This is a genomic window from Donghicola sp. (assembly GCF_025210255.1).
Classification (GTDB): domain Bacteria; phylum Pseudomonadota; class Alphaproteobacteria; order Rhodobacterales; family Rhodobacteraceae; genus Donghicola; species Donghicola eburneus.
Genome location: NZ_JAOARZ010000023.1, coordinates 1 through 19,310, shown reverse-complemented (window position 1 = coordinate 19,310; position 19,310 = coordinate 1). Strand labels below are relative to the sequence as shown.

General features: G+C 56.6%; 15 protein-coding genes. 7 read left to right on the top strand and 8 right to left on the bottom strand.

Features of this window, described 5'->3' with window-relative positions:
• Nucleotides 1-89 precede the first annotated feature (89 nt).
• The 8 genes from N4A58_RS10455 to N4A58_RS10420 all read right to left on the bottom strand — a co-directional run bounded on the left by N4A58_RS10455 (nucleotide 90) and on the right by N4A58_RS10420 (nucleotide 7,197).
• A complete protein-coding gene (locus N4A58_RS10455) occupies nucleotides 90-1,091 on the bottom strand; it encodes an alcohol dehydrogenase catalytic domain-containing protein (RefSeq protein ID WP_293709352.1) in 1,002 nt (333 codons plus the stop codon).
• Entirely contained in the window at nucleotides 1,088-2,098 is a 1,011-nt protein-coding gene (locus tag N4A58_RS10450; RefSeq protein WP_293709350.1) for a branched-chain amino acid ABC transporter permease, read from the bottom strand. The genes N4A58_RS10455 and N4A58_RS10450 overlap by 4 nt, the downstream gene beginning before the upstream one ends.
• Before the next feature lie 12 nt (nucleotides 2,099-2,110).
• Nucleotides 2,111-2,971, bottom strand: a complete 861-nt coding sequence (locus N4A58_RS10445) for a branched-chain amino acid ABC transporter permease (protein WP_293709348.1) — start codon at nucleotides 2,969-2,971, stop codon at nucleotides 2,111-2,113.
• A 1-nt stretch (nucleotide 2,972) separates the two neighbouring features.
• Nucleotides 2,973-3,689 carry an ABC transporter ATP-binding protein gene (locus N4A58_RS10440; RefSeq protein WP_293709346.1) on the bottom strand — a complete coding sequence of 239 codons (717 nt, stop codon included), beginning with the start codon at nucleotides 3,687-3,689 and terminating at the stop codon, nucleotides 2,973-2,975.
• The gene (locus N4A58_RS10435) at nucleotides 3,686-4,414 is read right to left on the bottom strand and encodes an ABC transporter ATP-binding protein (RefSeq protein ID WP_293709344.1); all 729 of its coding nucleotides are present in this window, start codon (nucleotides 4,412-4,414) and stop codon (nucleotides 3,686-3,688) included. The genes N4A58_RS10440 and N4A58_RS10435 overlap by 4 nt, the downstream gene beginning before the upstream one ends.
• Nucleotides 4,415-4,421: 7 nt before the next feature.
• Nucleotides 4,422-5,714, bottom strand: a complete 1,293-nt coding sequence (locus tag N4A58_RS10430) for an ABC transporter substrate-binding protein (RefSeq protein ID WP_293709342.1) — start codon at nucleotides 5,712-5,714, stop codon at nucleotides 4,422-4,424.
• Between the two features lie 109 nt (nucleotides 5,715-5,823).
• A complete protein-coding gene (locus tag N4A58_RS10425) occupies nucleotides 5,824-6,654 on the bottom strand; it encodes an SDR family NAD(P)-dependent oxidoreductase (RefSeq protein ID WP_293709340.1) in 831 nt (276 codons plus the stop codon).
• A gap of 27 nt (nucleotides 6,655-6,681) precedes the next feature.
• Nucleotides 6,682-7,197, bottom strand: a complete 516-nt coding sequence (locus N4A58_RS10420; protein ID WP_293709338.1) for a 2,4'-dihydroxyacetophenone dioxygenase family protein — start codon at nucleotides 7,195-7,197, stop codon at nucleotides 6,682-6,684.
• Between the two features lie 240 nt (nucleotides 7,198-7,437).
• Here N4A58_RS10420 and N4A58_RS10415 point away from each other — a divergent pair, with 240 nt between their 5' ends.
• The 7 genes from N4A58_RS10415 to gmd form a co-directional block, all read left to right on the top strand.
• Nucleotides 7,438-9,048, top strand: coding sequence for a XylR N-terminal domain-containing protein (locus N4A58_RS10415; RefSeq protein WP_293709336.1), 1,611 nt, complete (start codon nucleotides 7,438-7,440; stop codon nucleotides 9,046-9,048).
• Between the two features lie 108 nt (nucleotides 9,049-9,156).
• A complete protein-coding gene (locus N4A58_RS10410) occupies nucleotides 9,157-12,882 on the top strand; it encodes a lamin tail domain-containing protein (protein ID WP_293709334.1) in 3,726 nt (1,241 codons plus the stop codon).
• A 293-nt stretch (nucleotides 12,883-13,175) separates the two neighbouring features.
• The gene (glf, locus tag N4A58_RS10405) at nucleotides 13,176-14,345 is read left to right on the top strand and encodes a UDP-galactopyranose mutase (RefSeq protein WP_293709332.1); all 1,170 of its coding nucleotides are present in this window, start codon (nucleotides 13,176-13,178) and stop codon (nucleotides 14,343-14,345) included.
• A 345-nt stretch (nucleotides 14,346-14,690) separates the two neighbouring features.
• Nucleotides 14,691-16,199, top strand: coding sequence for a hypothetical protein (locus N4A58_RS10400; RefSeq protein ID WP_293709330.1), 1,509 nt, complete (start codon nucleotides 14,691-14,693; stop codon nucleotides 16,197-16,199).
• On the top strand, nucleotides 16,189-17,142 hold the full coding sequence (locus tag N4A58_RS10395; RefSeq protein ID WP_293709328.1) for a glycosyltransferase: 954 nt from the start codon (nucleotides 16,189-16,191) through the stop codon (nucleotides 17,140-17,142). The genes N4A58_RS10400 and N4A58_RS10395 overlap by 11 nt, the downstream gene beginning before the upstream one ends.
• Nucleotides 17,142-18,359: a glycosyltransferase gene (locus N4A58_RS10390; protein ID WP_293709326.1), complete on the top strand. Its 1,218-nt coding sequence runs from the start codon at nucleotides 17,142-17,144 to the stop codon at nucleotides 18,357-18,359. The genes N4A58_RS10395 and N4A58_RS10390 overlap by 1 nt, the downstream gene beginning before the upstream one ends.
• 108 nt (nucleotides 18,360-18,467) lie before the next feature.
• On the top strand, nucleotides 18,468-19,310 hold an 843-nt coding region (gene gmd, locus N4A58_RS10385), incomplete at its 3' end, for a GDP-mannose 4,6-dehydratase (protein WP_293709324.1).

The following is a 19,310-nucleotide window of genomic DNA, read 5'->3' as shown; positions in this document are numbered from 1 at the left end:
GCAGTCCTATGTGCGACCACCAGCGCCTGTGGAGGTCGCGCCAAGGGGCGGCGCGCCGTTCTTCAAGGCAATCGTGTTACCCGCGCACTCTAAGGCGCGATCAGCACCTTGCATTGCGTCGTCCTCTGGCGAAGGGCTTCGAACGCTTGGGGCATCTCGTCCAAGCTCACTGTGTCCGAAATCAGATGCTGCGGCGCATAGGTGCCCGCATCCAGCGCCCTGATCGCCATCTCGAATTCCGGCATCGAAAAGAACACCGACATCACGATCTCTACCTCTTTGGAGATAGCGCGGAAGCTGTCCATGTGGTCCGGCGCGGTGCACAGCCCCAGCACGACGACGCGGCCGCGGGGCGCGACCAGACCGATGCAGTGGTCGATCAACCCCGGTTTTCCCACACATTCAAAGACGATCTCGGGAGCGCCGCCGCACGCCTCTGTCACGCAGCGATCCAGATCAGGGCCGCTGATCAAGAAGTCCGTCGCCCCCAGGTCCATTGCTCGTTCGCGCTGGTGGTCGTGCATATCGACCACAACGACCTGCGCCGCGCCAAGCCTGCGTGCCCAAAACGCAACCGCCAGCCCGATCGCGCCAGCGCCCACGACGACGACCCGCGCGCCGGGCTGCATCCGCGCCCGCATGATCCCGTGCAAAGCAACACCCAAAGGCTCGGCCAGCGCGCCATCCTCTGCCGATATCCCCCAAGGCAGCTTGCGACACTGGAAGGTATCGACCGCCGCGAATTCAGCGTACCCGCCTCCAATCAAAGAAAAATTCGCGCACCACGCTGGTTCACCGCGTTTGCAGGCCTCGCATGTCCCGCATCCGCGCAAGGGCGCTGCGGTCACGTGATCGCCCACCTTCAGCCCCGTGACATCTGCGCCCACGTCCATCACTTCGCCCGAGAATTCGTGGCCGATGACCTCGCCGCCTTGCAGGCCAAAGGTCGGGTCTTCGGTCATGTGCAGGTCCGACCCGCAGATCCCGCAGCGACAGACTTTGAGCAGGACCTGGCCTGCGGCGGCCTCCGGGGTCTCGACCTCTCCGATCCGGAGCGGCTGACCCATGGCGTCGAAAATCGCGGCTCTCATGATTTGTCCTCCAGCACGAGTTTGCGTTGCACGGGGAACCACGGGTGATCCCCCAGATGCCTCAGCAGGCCCCAGACCCCGCCGCGCGCATAGAGGGCGATGACCAGCGTCAGCAGGCCCAGAACGATCAGGTAGGCCGAGCCGAATTCACCGAAAAGACGATCCGCGAAGAAGTAGATGAGCGCGCCGACGATGGCCCCTTCGATGGCACCGATGCCGCCGACCATGACGATAAAGATCGACATCGAAGCCCAGAACGGATCAAAGCCCGCAGCCGGCGTAATCCGCAGCTGCGCCATGTAATAGATCGCGCCCGCAAAGCCCGTGCCCACAGCCGCCGCGACGAAGATGAGGAACCGCAACTGACCGACATTGACCCCTTGGCTGGATGCCGCGACGGGGTTGTCGCGCATCGCGGTCAGGGCCAGACCAATCCGAGACCGCAGCAGCCAATAGCTGCCCCCGATGGTCGCGATCAAGAGCATCGCACACAGGATTACAAAGGCGACCTCTCGTTCGTGCTGGCTGTACTGGGTCATCACACGCAGGGTCAGACCCGCGCCCGCGTTCAGGTAGTCGATGTTCGACGTGGCAAGCCGCACGGCCTCGGCCACGACCCAAGTGCCGATGGCGAAATAGGGACCGTCCAGCCGCCGCAGTAGCAGATAAGTCGGCACCGCCAGCACCGCAGGTGCGATCAGCGACAGGATCACCGCCACAAAGGGGTTCACGCCAAAGTTCTGCGCCAGCACGAACAGCATGTAGCCCGCGACGCCGATGAACGCCTGTTGGCCTACCGAAACCAGCCCCGCATATCCCGCCAAAAGGTTCCACATCTGAGCGATGGCCACATAGCAGCTGAGTTCAATCGCCCACCGTATGTTCCCCGACGAGGCCCACCAAGGCATGGTCACAAGGCCCACCAGCACGATCACACAGAGGCTCATGGCGATGCGGCTGGAGGGTGTGGCCCGTTGAACGCGGGCCTGTTGGAATGTCTGTCTCATTGCAAAAGCCCTTTATTTCTTGCGTGCCATGATGCCTTCGGGGCGCGTTGCCAGCACCGCGAGGAACACCAGATGACCGAATAGAATGCCAAGGCCGGGGTCCACGCGCAGACCGATCGCCTGCGCCACTCCCAGCACCATCGCGCCTAGGAACGCTCCCCAAAGAGAGCCCATGCCGCCGATGATCACCGCCTCGAAGGCATAGATCAGTTGTGCCGAACCGTCAGACGGGGACACGGTGGCGCGCAATGCCGCGAACACTGCCGCCAGCCCTAGGATCGCGACCGCAATCGACGTGGCGATGGCGTAGATACGCTTGGGATCGACGCCGGTCATTGCTGCCGCCTCGGTATCGGCGGCGGCGGCGCGGAGGCCTCGGCCAAAGCGGGAATAGCGCAGCACCGCGTCCAGCCCGCCCGTCAGGACGAACGCGCAGATCAGAACCAGCACCGGCAGGACACCCATGTAGATGCCCCCGATCTCGAAACTGGCGCTGGCGATGCCTGAATTCGGCAGGCTGCGCGTGTCGGCAGACCAGATTTCTAGCATCAGGTTTTGCAGGGCAATCGACAGCCCGAACGTCGCGATCAGGGATGGCAGCGGGTCGGCGCCAACCACCTTGTTCAGAATGAACTTTTGCAGCACCCATCCCAGCAGGACTGCGATCGGCACGATCACCACGATCAGTCCGATGTTGCCAAGAGGCAGCACCCCTGCCAGCGAAATCACGATCAAAGACAGCAGGATCATAACATCGCCATGGGCAATGTTCACGATCCGCATGACCCCGAACATCAGCGCCATTCCCAGCGCATACTGCGCGTACATACCACCCAGCAGCACGCCCTGAATTATTGCATCAAGCCACTGCATATCACGCTCCGAAATAGGCCGAGGCAATCGCCTCGCGGGAAATGTCGTTTGAAATGCCGGACAGGGTTATACGCCCTTCGAGCATACAATAGAGCCGGTCCGACGCTTCGCGGGCCAAGGTCACGTCCTGTTCCACCAGAACGATTGAGGTGCCCGCGGCGCTGATTTCCGGCAACACGGCATAGATTTCGCGGATCACCTTGGGCGCAAGGCCTAGGCTGATCTCGTCACAGAGCAGCACCTTGGGCTGGCACAGCAGGGCACGGGAAATCGCGACCATCTGCTGTTGTCCGCCGGACAAGTTCTCGATCGGCTGGCGGCGCTTTTCCTTTAGGATCGGGAACAGCTGGAACAGGCGTTCGCGGGACCACGGGCCCTCGTTTTCAGGCAGGCGGGCGTTGTCGATGGCAACGCGCATGTTCTCTTCGACCGTCATTCCTGTGAAAAGGCGCCGCCCCTCGGGCACCATCGAGATGCCTTTGCAGACCATCTGATGCGCAGGGGTGCCGCCAACCGGATTGCCCTCGAACCGGACCATGTCCGCGTCCACGGGCAAAAGGCCAAAGATCGACTTCAGGAACGTGGATTTGCCCGCGCCATTTGCGCCGATCAAGGAGATGACCTCGCCCTTGTCCAGATGCAGGTCGATGCCGAACAGCGCCTGAAAGTCGCCGTAACCGCCCGTCAGGGCGTGGGTCGATAGGATGGGAGTGCTCATGCCTCGATCCCCATATAAACGCGCCGGACCTCAAGATTTTGCATGACCGCATCGGGGGCGCCTTCGGCGATCTTGGCACCAAAGTTCAGAACCATGATGCGGTCGGCCACGGCCATCAACGCGTGGAGCACGTGTTCGATCCAGATGATGGTAACGCCCTGATCGCGGACATGCCGGATCAAGCCGACCAGTTCGGCCCCCTCGGCATCGGTCAGGCCGCCTGCAATCTCGTCCAGCAGCAAGAGTTTCGGTTTGCCCGCCAAAGCCCGCGCCAGTTCCAGACGCTTGCGGTTCAGCAGGGTCAGACTGCCAGCAGGCTTGTTCGCGTGCTCGATCAGCCCGCAATCGCGCAGAACCTGCGTGCAGTGGTCATAGGCCTCGGTATCACTCAGGTGGGCGCTCATCATCGCGGGGACCAGTAGGTTTTCAAAGGCCGTCATGTCGCCAAAGGGTTGGGGCACCTGATAGGTGCGCCCGATGCCCCGCTGACACCGCCGATACGGCGGCTCGGCCGAGAGGCGAGAGCCGTCAAGCGACAACTCTCCTCCGTTGGCAGCCAGATCGCCGCTGATCAGGTTGAACAGCGTGGTTTTCCCTGCGCCGTTCGGGCCAAGGATCCCCAGAACCTCTCCTTCAGCTACGGAAAAGCTGACATCGTCCACGACTGTCACGGCGCCGAACCGCTTCGTCAGCCCTTCGGCAACTAGGATGTTTCGATCAGGCATTTGTGCGTTAGCTCCACGCGATCGGGAACATCTGCGCTTCGGGCTGCAGAACGTCCGGATTGAGCGAGGCATCGACGATCTTCAGGTCGAACGGCCATTTTTCACCTTCGACCCACTGACCGCCAAAGATCGGCGTCTTGCAGATGTTGGCGTGGGGGCCGTCGCCAAAGCGGATGTTGCCGACGATGGTATCGAGGTTCGTCGCAGCCAAAGCATCGCGATTGGCCATGCGGTCCAGCGGGTTTTCCGAGCGCTTGAGCGTATCCAGAATCACCTCCCACAGGGCGTGAGCGTACCCCAGCGGCTGGGTCCACTGCTTGCCGGTTTCGGATTCCCAGATGTCCGCCAGATCGCGGCTGGTCTGACCTGTCAGCGACGATGTGTAGGGGAAGGCAGGGGTCCACCAAACCTCGGACGACATTCCGGTGCCCAACTCGCCCATCGCCTCGATCCCCGAGGGGAACAGCAGCGCGGCCGCGACGGTCACCACTTTGGGGTGGTAGTTCTGCTGGTTGCACTGGGTGATAAACGTCTTCAGGTCCGCCACATAGGTGATGCCGCCGACGATCTCGCAGTTGTTGGCCTTGAACTCTGCGATCTGGGCCGAGAAATCGTTGGTGCGCGGCTCGAACATCGAGGGCGCGAAGGCTTCGAACCCCGCATCCCGCACCGCAGGGGGCAGGCCGTAATCGTTGTTGCCCCAGGTTTCGCCATCGGCGTTGCGGGGGAACAGCATCCCGACCTTGCCGTTGGTCTCGATCGACTTCCACATGCCGGTAAAGGTGCCAAGCACGTCCTCGAGACCCCAGAAGAAGTGATAGGTCCACTCAAAGGGCTGCTCGGCCCCGCCGCGCGGCATGACAAAGGCCTGCCACGGCGAGTTCGACGAAATGCAGGGCACACCGTAGAGTTCACACTGGTCAGCGGTTGGGTTGTTGATGTCCGTGGTCGAGGCGGGCAGCATGATGTGCACCTCGTCATTCAGGATCAGGTCGCCCGCAATTTCTGCCGCCTTGTTCGGGTTGGACTGTGCGTCGCGCAGCAGGATTTCGATGTTGTAGGTCTCGCCGCCGATTTCGATCCCGTCTTTGACCAGATCCATGATCTTGTTTGCGGTGTAGTCGTCCGTGTAACCGAAGAGGGACAGCGGGCCGGTCATAGGGCTGATCACCCCGACCTTGATAGTTTTCGCTGCAGCCCGCGCGCCATGGGGCAACGCGATGGTGGCCGCAGTGACCGCCCCCAGCCCCTTGAGCAAGGTGCGGCGATCTACGGTGTGCGGATTGATGGTTAATGTCATTGGTCTTTCCTCCCTGAAAACGGCGTACCGCGGGCCTCTACCTGCCCGTTTGACCGGTCCGCCAAACCACGGGGCGACGGCAGAGCCGCCCCGAAACTGCTGTAAAAGCTCAGTCGACTTCTTGTGCGGGGCGCAGGATCAGCCCCCCGTCGATCACCATCTGCGAGCCCGTCACGTAGTTCGACGCGGGCGACGCCAGATAGAGCGCCAGTGGCTTGATCTCGTCGGTTTCAGCGACGCGCCCCAAACAAGACCACCGGATAAAGGCCTGACGGTCCTCGACATTAGCCATGCGGCCCCCCGCGATGTTCGTGATGAACGGCCCCGGACAGATGGCATTGACGCGGATGCTGTAGCGCCCCAGTTCCATCGCCAGCTGCTTGACCAGATGGCTGACACCGGCCTTGGCGGGCATGTAGGGCGTGCCCACGATCCCATCGACGTAGAAGGCGGCGATGGACGAAGTCGCGATGATCGACCCGCCCCGCCCTTGGCGTTTCATGTGCCGCGCGGCCAGCTTCATCGTGTAGTAGATCGAGGTCAGGTTCACGCCGATCACCTTGTCCCAGTGGGCATCATCCAGATTGTCGATCTCGCCCTCGGGGTTGCGCTGGCCTTCGGGGGTCAGAAACCCCGGACCTGCGTCGACGCCCGCATTGGCAAACACCACGTCGATCCCGCCCTGATGGCTGGCGATCTCGTCAAATGCGGCGCTCATGCCTGCGCGGTCGGTCACGTCGCAGACGATTCCGTGGACCGTGCCAAACTGCTCTGAAATTTCGGCCACGGTCTTGGTCAGCTGATCCTCGTTCAGGTCGATCAAGGTGACTTGCGCCCGCTGCTCTGCCATAATCTCGGCATAGGCCCGACCCAAGCCATAGGCCGCCCCCGTCACCACGACCGATTTTCCGGTCACGTTGAACATCATCTCCAAAGACATGCGCTCTCCTCCATCGGCCCTTGGGCCTCACATGAACATGTCTTTGTTGACGGGGATGTTGTTTGCCTCGCAGTGGCTGACGTAGTGGTCGATGAACCAGAAGACGTCGGCGGTGAATTCGTAGTTCGCCTCGTCGTCAAAGAATTCAATCGCGCCGTTCAGCCAGAACAGGGCCTTCATGCCGTTCGGATCGTCCGAATACAGGGTGTGCGCCGTGCCCGGAAGTTCGTAAACAAAGTCACCGGGACGGGCGACCCAATCGTATTCGTAGTAGCCCCAAGATCCCTCAAGCGTCACAGCCGAAACGACGCCCCGATGTCGGTGGGTGCCGATGCGTCCGCCGCCCTTGACCCACAAAATGTTTGCCGCTGAATTCTGACGAACGTCAAAAGCCAGATGCTTGATCGCGGCATGCTCGCCAAAGGGAACCCAAGGGTTGTTTTTGTCATCGCCGGGGATAAAGGCGCCTTCTTTGCCAAAGCGGTGAATCATCGCCTCGTGCGGCTCTGGCGGCAGCTTTGTGATCAGTCGTTGTTCGTTCATTTTTCCTCCCTAACTCCCTTCATCAAGGGCGACATTCAGCAGATCGGGAGGGCGTTATTTCCGTCAAAATAAAAAATCGTCGCCGCTGCGCAGCACCGGCGTTTTTCGGGATATTTCCTTGTGAAACCAATGCCGAAAAATTTACTGCATCCGCTTCAAACCTTTAGAAACAGGGGGATTTGCTGCAATGCGGCTTCTTTATTTGGTGAAATGGTTTCACGAAATGCGCAATCTGGCTGCATGAAAACACCCGAAGACGAAGCCCGCCTGCTTCACCGCGGAGGTCGCCCGACGCTGGCGGACTTAATGGACACACTAGAGTTTAGCCCCGCCAACGGGGCGATCGAGTTGAACGGCGCGCGGATGGTTCTGGCGCGGGCGACCTTTGGCGCGGATTTGCAGGACGAATTGGTCCGCCGTTTTGGCGAGCATGAGGCCATGGTTTTGATGATGCGGCTGGGGTATCGGAACGGGCGCGAGGACGCGGAATTCATCCGGCAAGAGTGGCCCAATCTGGACGTTGGGGATGCGTTCACAGCGGGCACACGGCTGCACATGATGACCGGCACCGTGCGGGTCGAGACCCTGCACAACGATTTTGACTTCAAGAATGACCGTTTTTCGGGTGACTTCCTGTGGCACCAGTCGGTCGAGGCCACAGAATATTCGCGTCGTCACGGGCGCGCCTTTGCCCCTGTCTGTTGGGCGCAGACCGGATACGCGGCGGGCTATGCCAGCGTCTTTTTCCGCAAGCTCGTGCTTTACAAAGAGGTCAGCTGCGCCGCGATGGGCGACAAATCCTGCCGCGTGGTAGGCAAGACGGTGGACGGCTGGGGCGAGAATGATCCCTTCGTCAGGATGTTCCTAGACGAAGTCCTCTCCACCCGCGCAGAAAGCCCCGCTCGCCGCAAGAAAAGCGAACGACGGGAGGAGGCACAATCCACCCGCAGTTTCGAGGAATTGGTCGTCGCACCGGTCCGCACAGAGCTAGAGAAGATCGCCCGCGCCCGCCTGAATGCCCTTATCACAGGCCCCGAAGGCTCTGGCTGCCGGATCGCGGCGGGATGGCTGCATTCGGCCCGCTTTGCCCACGGGAAAATTCACCGCAGCCACGCCGCATCACCGCGCCTACCCGAATTTCTGGAAGATGTGCGAAAAGCCATCGCGGCCACTGGCACTGCAGGCCACACGCTGATCCTTGAGGGCATCGACCAACTGTCCCATGACTTGCAGCTCACCCTAATTGAGATGATCAAAACCTTTGGCGCTGGCCCCGTCAACCTGCAGGTGATTGGCCTGTCGACCCAGACACTGCACCAGTTGCACAAGCACGGCCAGCTACGGTCCGAGCTCCTATATGCCCTGTCGGTTCTGCCTGTCGCGATGCCCGCGCTGTCCCACCGACGCAGTGACTTGCCCGCTCTGGCCAAAGGGCATCTCACCCGCATGCGCCCGACCGAAGAGGACGTCACCTACCACATGACCCTAGACGCCTGCGATGCGCTGAGCCAAGGCGACTGGCCGAGTAACCTGCCGGAACTTCGCGCGACCTTGATGCGCGCCGCGATTTGCGCTCAAAATCCGCCGACCATCGATGCGAACGATATCGAAGCCGCCCGTTGCGACGCCCACATGTCGCCGTCCGCTGCGCCCTCGGGCCTCGATTTTGACGAACTGTGGCAAGCGCTGCTGCCTCATTTTCAAAACGGCATCGGGATAGAAAACCTTGTTTCTCGGATCGAAACTCAAGCACTAGACCATGCCGATGGCAACGTCTCTGGCGCGGCGCGTTTACTTGGCCTTAGCCGCGCGAAACTCGATTATCGGCTGAAGCAGAACAATGAGACCTAAGCGGCACATATAGCCAAAAGTAAATCAAAGGTTGTACAGGGAAACCTGACTAGACCCGAAGTTGCCTCCGGAAACTATACTCATTTGAGAGTTTTCAGGAGGACCGACATGGCCGGAAATTTGATTGACCTATCCGCAGATGGCTCTGCCGGTCCCCATGGGGATCGGGCGTTCGCACGGGTTGGATACGATGCAGGATTGCAGATCGGGGCCGAGTTCTGCCACGGCATTCGCCTGTCTCTGGCCGCCGAAGCCAACGGAAATGCGAGCGCTGGCGCAGAGATCGCACGGTTTCTGGAAGCGATCGTTACCATCGAGGCCGGTGCCAAGGTGCGCGCCGAGCTGGTCGCACAAATCTCGGGCGATTTGACCGACACCTTTGGCCTGACTGCCATGTTTGCCGCCGAGGCCCGCGCTTATGTGCGCGCCTCGCTATCGCTCGATGTCCGCTTGGGCGAGTTGCTGGATGATAGCCGCCCCTTGCCGTTGGAACGACGCCTGCTTGACCGGCTGTTGGAACAGATGGTCCTGCGAGCTGGCATCCAAGCGACTGCGGAAATCGCAGCCGCCGCCCATGGCACTCTGGTCTGCCGGATGCAAATGGGCGGCAGAGGGCGTCCGCCAGCGGGCTTTGACATAAGTGTCAGCGGTGGCGCAGGCTTTCTCTATGGGACCAGTTGTGACTTCACGCTGCTGGGGCGCATTGCGAGCCTGCCTAACTATTTCCGCGATATCCGGACCGACATTCTGGACGAATTGCTCGGCGACACCCCCCGTCCGCTTGTCCGCGCCGGCATCAAGATGATCACCGATGTGGTGATCGATACAATGGACGACGACATAAGCTCCGTCGATGCGATGACGGACAGTCTGCGCGCGCTGCTGTTTGACATGTCATGGGATAGCGCCGTCGCAGGCTATGATATCGCGCTGCGCAAGGCACTAAGCGACGTAGCCTCCGAACTGCAAAACGCGACCGATCCAGCCGCTCTTGCAAGGTTCCAGAACCTGAGCACCTCGGCTCTAGCTGCGACAGACGCCGAAGATGCCCTGCGGGTGCTGGCCCAGATTACAGAATTTGCTATAGAAGAGGATCTGCCCCAAGCTCCGGGCCTGACCAGAATGAGCGTCCACGCGCATGCCTTGTGGAAGATGATCGAGCCCGAAGCGGCCTATTTTGGTGACGTGATGCCCTTGCATGTGCGGGCTGCGCTGAATGACGTGAATGTCTCTGGCGATCACCTCGGGTCCCGCGCGGATGCCGCGCTCTTGCTCGCCGGTCCAGAGGTGCAACGCGACCTAGAGGACCTGCTACGCCCCCTGCCCGCCGGTGACACCCTCATCGCCATTCTGAACACGGCGGCAGATCAGGGCATCAGTCCTGCGGACTTATTCCTCATGATTGCCCCCGATGCCGACGCGGATGCGAAGAAGCAACTGGCAGGTCTGGCCGTCGCTGTGCTTGCTCTGCTGCTTGAGAACGAAGTGGAGCCAGAGCTAGAGGTCGCCACCAGCCAAGCCGTTACCAACGGTGATATGCCCCCCGAACTCGCCGATGCCATTATGGAAATGGTGGTCGCAGGGCGCCGCGTTATTCTGCCCGGCTTGGTGAATGCGCAGGGACCGAACCTCAAGGAAGAACTGCAAACCCTGGCCGAGCACGCGCAGCAAATCCTATCGCGCATTTTCCTGCGGCAGGTGGCATTGCTGGGGGCATCAGTCACGAACCGCGCCGCACACGGGTTTGCCGCGCAGATGGACCGTATGATCGACCGGATCGAAACCGGCGAAAGCGACCTGATCCGCCGCATTGCCACTCTAACCCTACAAGGCCTGTCGAATGCCTTGCCCGTCGATCTGACAGGGCATGGGGCAGAGGCAGAGTTGACCGAGGTACTAGAGACCTTTGCCATAGCGGCCTTTGGTGCGGGGCGCCGCGCTTTTGGCCCGACGACTTGGTCTGAACAGCGGCTCGACGACGTGGCCGAGGGGATCTTGGCGCTGATCACAGGTGCCGAAGGCGAGACATTGGACTATCGGCTGAAGCCCCGCGAAGAGCTGGACAGGGAACTGCTCGGACTGCGGGAATGCAGCTTCCTGCCTCAGATCAACCGGCATGCTGCCAACAAGCTGATCAGAGTGCAAAGAGAGATCGGCACCGCCCAATTCCGCCTGATTGCGCAGGACATGCCCCCGCTGGTCGCCGCGCTTGTGCAGGATGTCACTCGGATCATTGTATCAACCGCGATCGAGGCCGCGCTGGAAGGTGTGCAAGAGGTTCTCGATGCCGCCGCCGCACGGGTAGAGGCCGCTCTGGAAGACGCTAAAAGGGCGCTGGCCGATAATGCTGCAAAACTAGAAGCCGCGGCAGAGGAGATCAGAGCCGCGATGGAAGCGCTGGTCGCCGAACTTGATGCCTATGTCACCGCGCTCATTGACGAAATCGAAGCCCGCCTCAAGGTTGATGACCTGGATGATCTAATCGCATTTCTAGGAAACCTGTGGGACCAACTGTTTGGCACAACGGACGAGGAGAAGGCCCGCACAGCGCTGGCAGACATCAGGAAACGGGCCAAAGAACGGCTCAAACTGCCCACCGGCAGCGGCCTGCCCCCGGCGCTGGAAGCGTTACAAGCAGAAATTTTGACCATCGGCCGGACGTCAGAAGTCACAAACTTTGCAACCATCCGCGCTGCCATCCTGCCCGAAGATGACCTTGAGGTTCTTAGGAATATTCCCATCCATACCGATGTTGCGAATGGGATCTTTGGCCCCCTTGATTTGGCGAAAGCCACGAGAGACGCCGTGAGAACACGGATCGAACGTACCCAGCGCTCTGAGATGGCACGCGAAAGCGCCAACAATCGGCAAAGCCGTGCAAAAGAACTAATCAACGTGCACAGCAACGCGCTTGACCGGCTAGAGCGTCAGCGCGACCTGCGGGGCATTACCCGTGCGGCGCAAGGCATCCGTTTCACCAGCCCGACATCCGTCGACCCAGACCAAGCGCGCCTGCCAATCTTTGGCGATTGGGTCTATGTCGAGATCGACATGGGCGAACTTGATCCCGCGCATCTGAAAACAGACAAACGCATCCCCTTCGACGCCCTGATCAGCCAAGACCCGACCAACGTACAGCTGATCCGCCAAGAGGCCATTCTTAAAGCACAGCGCGGGGACTTTGACACTCTTCCAAATCCCCTAGTGGACATGCGTCTGTTTCTGAACGGCAAAGAGCTTGATGCCAGCAAGTTACGCCAGAACGGCTCCTATCTCAGCGGGTATTTGTCGAGCGACCTTCTGAAGACAGGTCAAAACGACCTGCTCCTAACCTTTTCAACAGCGCGTGCAGACTCCCCTGCCATTGTACGGCACGTCACCTTCTGGTCAGCGCCCAACTCAGAAGTTCCGCCCTCTGACGGCATTCAGATCGACCGCGAAAGTTCCGTCATTAACACCCAAGGCAATGATCACCGCGATGCTGTGCGCACCGATCCCATTGATCGCGAAACCGTGGTCATCAAGAATACGACCGAAGACCTTACCATTGAGCTGCAGGGTCACACTCTGTCCGACGCATATAGCCACACCTACACCTTTGCAGAGCGCGAAAAATTACGCGCCGGAACCTCTGTCACGGTCACGATCGGCGCATCCGGCCCAGAGATCACACACAACTGGCTCAGCAATACCTCGGGTCCCCCCCGAGCCATCCTTAACAACGAAGGCGAATGTCTCCTGCTCCGCGCACCAGACGGCATGATTGTCTCGCAGACCTTTACGGGAAACCCTGGGGCCAATCGTTGGGTGAATATTATTACGTCCATAGAGTAACTGCTATGAGCTCGTCTGGGATATCAGTTATAGCGGAGATATGAGGGGACAACGTTACCTGGAAAACCTTGGTAATCGTCCTGAAAGTACAGCTATCATCTCGCACCAATTTTGCGCCACTCGCGTATTCTGCTGCCGCACCACTCGCGGCCATTTTGATAACCACCGTGCGCAAGAACCTGCCGCTCAGTTTAAGCGGCAGCAGTTGAGACGCCGATGAGAGCGATATCGGTTGTTTCGCACGATGAGATCGGTTTTAACCCCACTGACAATAAGTTGATGGGATGCATATCATGACCGATGCACATGCTGAGGGTAAAATTCTGATTGTTGGTGCTGGCCTTTCAGGCGCCGTAATCGGACGCGAGCTCGCCCAAGCAGGGTACGACATCACAATTGTCGACAGTCGTGACCACATCGGCGGCAACTGCCACACAGAGCGTGACGCAGACTCTGGTGTGATGGTTCACGTATACGGCCCACACATCTTTCACACAGATGATGAAGAAGTTTGGAACTACGTCAACGAGTTCGAGACCTTCATGCCCTACAAGAACCGTGTGAAGACCACTTCGAAAGGCCAAGTCTTTTCCCTTCCAGTGAATTTGCACACGATCAACCAGTTTTTCGGTAAAACGATGAGCCCCGACGAGGCGCGCGCCTTTATCACTGAGGAGCAAGCGGACACCACAATCACAGATCCACAGACCTTCGAAGAACAGGCCATGCGCTTTGTAGGCAAGGATTTGTACGAAGCGTTTTTCAAAGGCTACACGATGAAGCAGTGGGGTTGTCATCCCCGCGAACTGCCCGCGTCGATCCTGAAGCGACTGCCCGTACGCTTTAACTACGACGATAACTACTTCTTCCATAAGTTTCAGGGCATGCCCGAAAACGGGTATACTATGATGATTGAGCGGATGCTGGATTGCCCCGGCATTACCGTCCATCTGGATACGACATTCACCCAAGACATGTCCGAAAGCTACGATCACGTATTCTATGCAGGCCCGCTAGATGGTTACTTCGGCTACAAACTTGGTCACTTGGGCTACCGCACGCTGGACTTTGAACGGTTCACTTACGAAGGTGACTATCAAGGCTGCGCTGTCATGAACTACGGTGAAGTCGATGTACCCTACACCCGCATCACAGAGCACAAGCATTTCGCACCTTGGGAAAGCAACGAAGGCTCTGTTTGTTATCGCGAATTTTCACGCGAAGCTGAGCCCAGTGACGTCCCTTACTATCCCATTCGGCAGGTAAAAGAAAAAGAACTTCTGAAAGAGTATGTTAGGCTGGCCAAATCGACTGCCGGGGTTACGTTTGTCGGCCGCTTGGGTACTTACCGATACTTAGATATGGACGTGACGGTACGAGAGGCTCTCGATACCGCTCGTGGATTCCTGAGTTTGTTGCGAAATTCAAAGAAAGTTCCAGCATTTTTTGTTGAGCCACTGTGAGACAAAACCTTAGTTTCTTGGACTGAAACCGTAGTAACTTGCAGCCCGTAAGAGCCTTGTGTTTCAAAAAATATCTTGTCGTTGAGACGCCGCTGATGAACACCACAAAACAATTTAAGAAACTTTTGAACAAATGCATTCGAATGCTAAAACCCGAAAAATCGCCCTACATCTAAGCATCTGCTCGAACACCGATCACCTAAGCCAGCACGGCACCTATTAAAAATAAGCCCGTGAGTTGAAGAAACACCGCAACTTGAATAGACCCAACGTAGCTTCATACGACAATGATCGGCAAACTAGTCGCCATCCAGAAGCTTCATTGCAATTTTAGCACGTAGTGACATGCCCAACATGAAGTCATACACTGAACTAAACAAAGACCTCTTCAAGCTTTACCGTGACTTTTCTCAGCGGCAGATCACAAAGCGCGCGGTCCAGCGAAAGATTGCGCTTTACGAAACTCAAATTACTGACGGTGAGAGCAGCCAATTTGTCGCACTGTTTGAGCGGTATCGAGGGCTGCTCGCTGCCGTCAATTCGCAAAATCTAGGCTCTAATTTTGAAGCAGCGAACCTCCCTGCAGTATTCACGACCATTAATCCATTCTCAAGGATCGAGCTGCAGGTAAAGTGTTTCCTTCAATGGCTGGATCTGGGCTTCGAAGCATTCACCTTCAACTATGGCACTGAGGTTCCCGCTCTACTTGAAGCAGGTATACCGATCGCTAATATTGTGGAGTTGGGAGAGGCGGAAACTGGGAACAAACTGCATGGCAAACCTGTTCCCCGTGTGCTGCCGGTTTTAAAAAGAGCTCTTCTCGAATTTGATCAAGATATCTTACTAGTCAATTCGGACCTTTATGCTGCAGCTATAGACGTGCAGTTTGTCGATGCATGGCGCTCATGTAATCCACTCTTAGCGCTCACCCGACAAGATGTTCTGTCGGTCGAGTGTCAATTTACGGACTTTTCCGAACCATACCTTGGTGGTCTCGACGCGTTCTTACTGCCAAGAGACAGGCTGGTGGAGTTAATAGCTGAGCTCGAAAAGTTCACGGTGAGTGAACGCATGGCCTTTGGTGTGGTCGGCTGGGACTATATGGTCGGCGCGGTTATCAAAAATCTTGGTGGCTCGATAGCGAATAGTGTTGTCTTGCAACATGAACTCCATCAAGCGACATACAACGAAATAAGTGAGTTCGAACACTACATCGAAGTTATCCATGGCTTCGGTGTGGGAATGAAACCAGAGCGCGACAGTGTAGCCTATGGCTTTCATCAGATCATCCTCAAGGATTGCAAGGCTAACCAAATTGCTGTGAGTCGTGCAATTTCTTCAATACCCGTCGCACAGCCTATCAGGCTGACAATTGAAACCGCTAAAATCAGGGCTTGGTTCGAGACGACTGTTCCACAGCTTACTGGATCCCTGAGTGAGAGTTTCATCGAAAGATTGATCTTATCTCTTTCTAAGAGGCCAGATGTTAGGTTTTCAGCACTTCTAGGTCGATCTTTGGACCTAGAGCCCTTCCGAGCTTTTACTCTTACCTTGTCTCTGGCAGTGATAGTTATGCTCCTACGGAAGGATCTAAGGCAGCATGTCAACGACTTTTACCCTGAAGGCAACAAGCACGCCATCGTTGTAGGGATGATCCGCGACAACGCCAAAGACCGACCAGAGCAACAGCGGCTTGAAGTTGCAAAATTATTCTTCACTGAATTGATCGACTACAAGATATTCAATCCACGCCTGTTCAACTTTCTTGTGCTATCTTGCGCAAACGAAGCGGAACGCAGCTTGATGGTCAAAATCAAAGCCCTTGTCATCGAGGAGATTAAAAATGCTGCCTGATCCCCGCCGCACAGACTCCGTGCTTCCTTGGGAAAGCACTTTTAAAATGGACAAAGCAGAAGCAGGACTGCCAGGTGTTTCAATTGTCATCCCAATATTCAATTCTGGCGCATTCTTGGAAAAAACTCTTCGGAGCCTTCTCTGCAACGATCTGAACGGGGTCGAAATCATCTTGATGGATGGCGGTAGTAACGATGACACCGCTGAAATCGTTGAATATTATGAATCAATGTTCGCAGTCGCAGTGATGGAGAAAGATCGCGGTCAATCTGATGCGATCAACAAAGGATACCAACGCGCAACGCAACCTATACTGTACTGGCTTAATGGCGATGACATCATCCTGCCTAACACGCTCGTTGCGGTACGTCGTTGCTTCCGGGACAATCCTGGAATTCAGGTGGTCGTGGGCGATGCCTACATGACAGAGATCGACTTCACACCGATCCGTCACTTTCAGTTTTCACCCGAAAAATTGGAATTTAACTACCTACTTGATTACGCTTCGCACCATTTGATTCAACCAAGTGTTTTCTTTTCACGCACTGCATGGGAGGATGCTGGCCCATGCAAAGAAGAAATGCATTACGCGATGGATGCTGACCTCTTCCTTGGTATGGCGTCGAAGTATAGCTTTATGCATATTCCTCTAGATATCGCCTACAGCGTCTACCACGAAGAATGCAAAACACGCGGCAAACGTGCAGAATCGATCACAGAACTCGCGATGGTGCAAGCTGCGCATGGTGGTATGAAGGAGGCTCGGGCTACCTTGGACATTTTAGTAAGCTTGTTTAATGACGTGTCCGAAAAAGCAGAAGCCGCGAGTCCGGTAAGAAGCGTCTCTGACGGGCTCGCCAACCAAAAACTCGCCGCACTTCAAGCTGAAGTCGCCAAAAATCGCGCTTTACTTCTAGATCTAGATATCCAGGCGACATCATGATGTCTGGCAAACGTATCGCAGTTCTATCTAGCGCTGGAGGCGGCGGTGGCGGCATTGCAGCAAAGCGTATGGCCAACGCCATAGATGCAGGTGGAAGGCATCGATCTGAGTTCATAGACATCAAATCTATCGGCGAAGCTTTGCCTCAATCAGTGTCACCGCAAAAAAGTCTAACCAACAACATCATAAGTGACACTCATTTCACTGTAGAATACCCTGGATTTCAGCGTGGCTGGATAATCGAACTTCTGTCGAACTATGATTTAATTAATATACATTGGGCTAGTTATCTGCTGAGTATGAGCGAAATCCTGGAACTCGCGCAGAAAGGGAAGCCCATTCTCTTTATGCTCCATGATTTCTACTATACGACAGGCGGATGCCACTATCCGGCAACATGTGATCAGTTCGGGCTTGGGTGCCATGACTGCCCTCAGTTAGATACATCCCAATGCTCGCCGCGCGTGATACAAGAAAATTACAAACTAAAGAAAAAAATTTTCTCGCTTCCTAATGTGAAAATCGCGGCACCTAGTGCATTCTTGCGAGATGCCGCCGTAGAAAGCGGTATTATCTCTGCAGATCGCGCGCATGTACTTCGCAATGCTTACGTTCCGACCAAGATATTTGATGTGAAAAAGCCGTTCAAAAGGCGAATTTTACTGATTGCTGATAGCTTAAATGAGCGTCGAAAGCATATGCAATTCGCACTAAAGGTTCTCGCAGCCCTGCATGAAGTAGGCGAAGAATTCGTAGTCGATGTAGTTGGCACCGCTGCGCCGGAATTGCTAGAGTATCTCAGGCAACACGGCGTAAATCATACCTTTCACGGACGGATTACCGAACACAGTCGGCTCGTGGATATCATGTCGCAGGCAGATATCCTTTTGAGCGCATCTTTGGAGGACAATTGGCCAAATATCTTAGTCGAAGCCGGCAGCTATGGGGTAATGCCGGTTGTCGGTCCAGGTCATGGTTGCGCGGAATTTGTCAAAACCTTCGACTTTGGCGAGATCGCGGCCTCCTACGAGGTACCCTCGTTTGTGAATGCAATGATCAAGGCATTAAGCCAGAAAAGCACAGAAAAACGCGCAAAAGCCGTGAGCGCCATTCGCCAAATGCATGATCCGAAAAAGATTGCGGGCGATCTCAACAAAATCTTGGACAAGATGCCAGAAAACACGAAAGAACTTGCTGCTCCGAATGGGAGGATTTGAATGTTTCTAGTATCACAGAGCTTGAAATAATTGAAAACCGTCGGGTCTCTCATACCATAGCAGACCCATTCACCTAAAAATATCTCAAATAATGACGAGAGAACACATATGAAAAAGGCTCTGATCACTGGTGTCACAGGTCAAGACGGCTCCTACTTGGCGGAGTTTCTTCTTGAGAAGGGGTACGAAGTACATGGCATTAAACGTCGTGCATCTCTTTTCAATACCCAGCGCATCGACCAGATTTACCAAGATCCTCATGTCACCAACGCACAGTTCAAGCTCCACTATGGTGATCTGACGGACACGTCAAACTTGACCCGTATTCTTCAGGAAGTTCAGCCGGATGAGGTGTATAACCTCGGTGCGCAGTCCCATGTCGCGGTGAGCTTTGAAGCGCCTGAATACACTGCTGATGTCGATGCTACCGGGACGCTGCGCCTGCTTGAGGCGATCCGTTTCTTGGGTATGGAGAAGACCACGCGCTTTTATCAGGCGTCGACGTCCGAGCTCTATGGCTTGGTGCAGGAAATCCCGCAGAAAGAAACCACCCCATTCCACCCGCGGTCGCCTTATGCCGTGGCGAAGATGTACGCCTATTGGATTACTGTGAACTATCGCGAAGCCTATGGGATGTATGCTTGCAACGGTATCCTGTTTAACCACGAAAGCCCCCGCCGCGGTGAGACCTTCGTGACGCGCAAGATCACCCGTGGTTTGGCCAATATCGCACAGGGCCTCGAGCCGTGCCTCTTCATGGGCAACATCGACAGCCTTCGTGACTGGGGCCATGCCAAAGATTACGTGCGTATGCAGTGGATGATGCTGCAACAGGACGTGGCGGATGATTTTGTCATTGCGACGGGCGTTCAGTACTCGGTACGTGAGTTTATCACCTGGACCGCAAACGAGCTTGGTATTTCGGTGGAGTTCACCGGTGAGGGTGTGGAT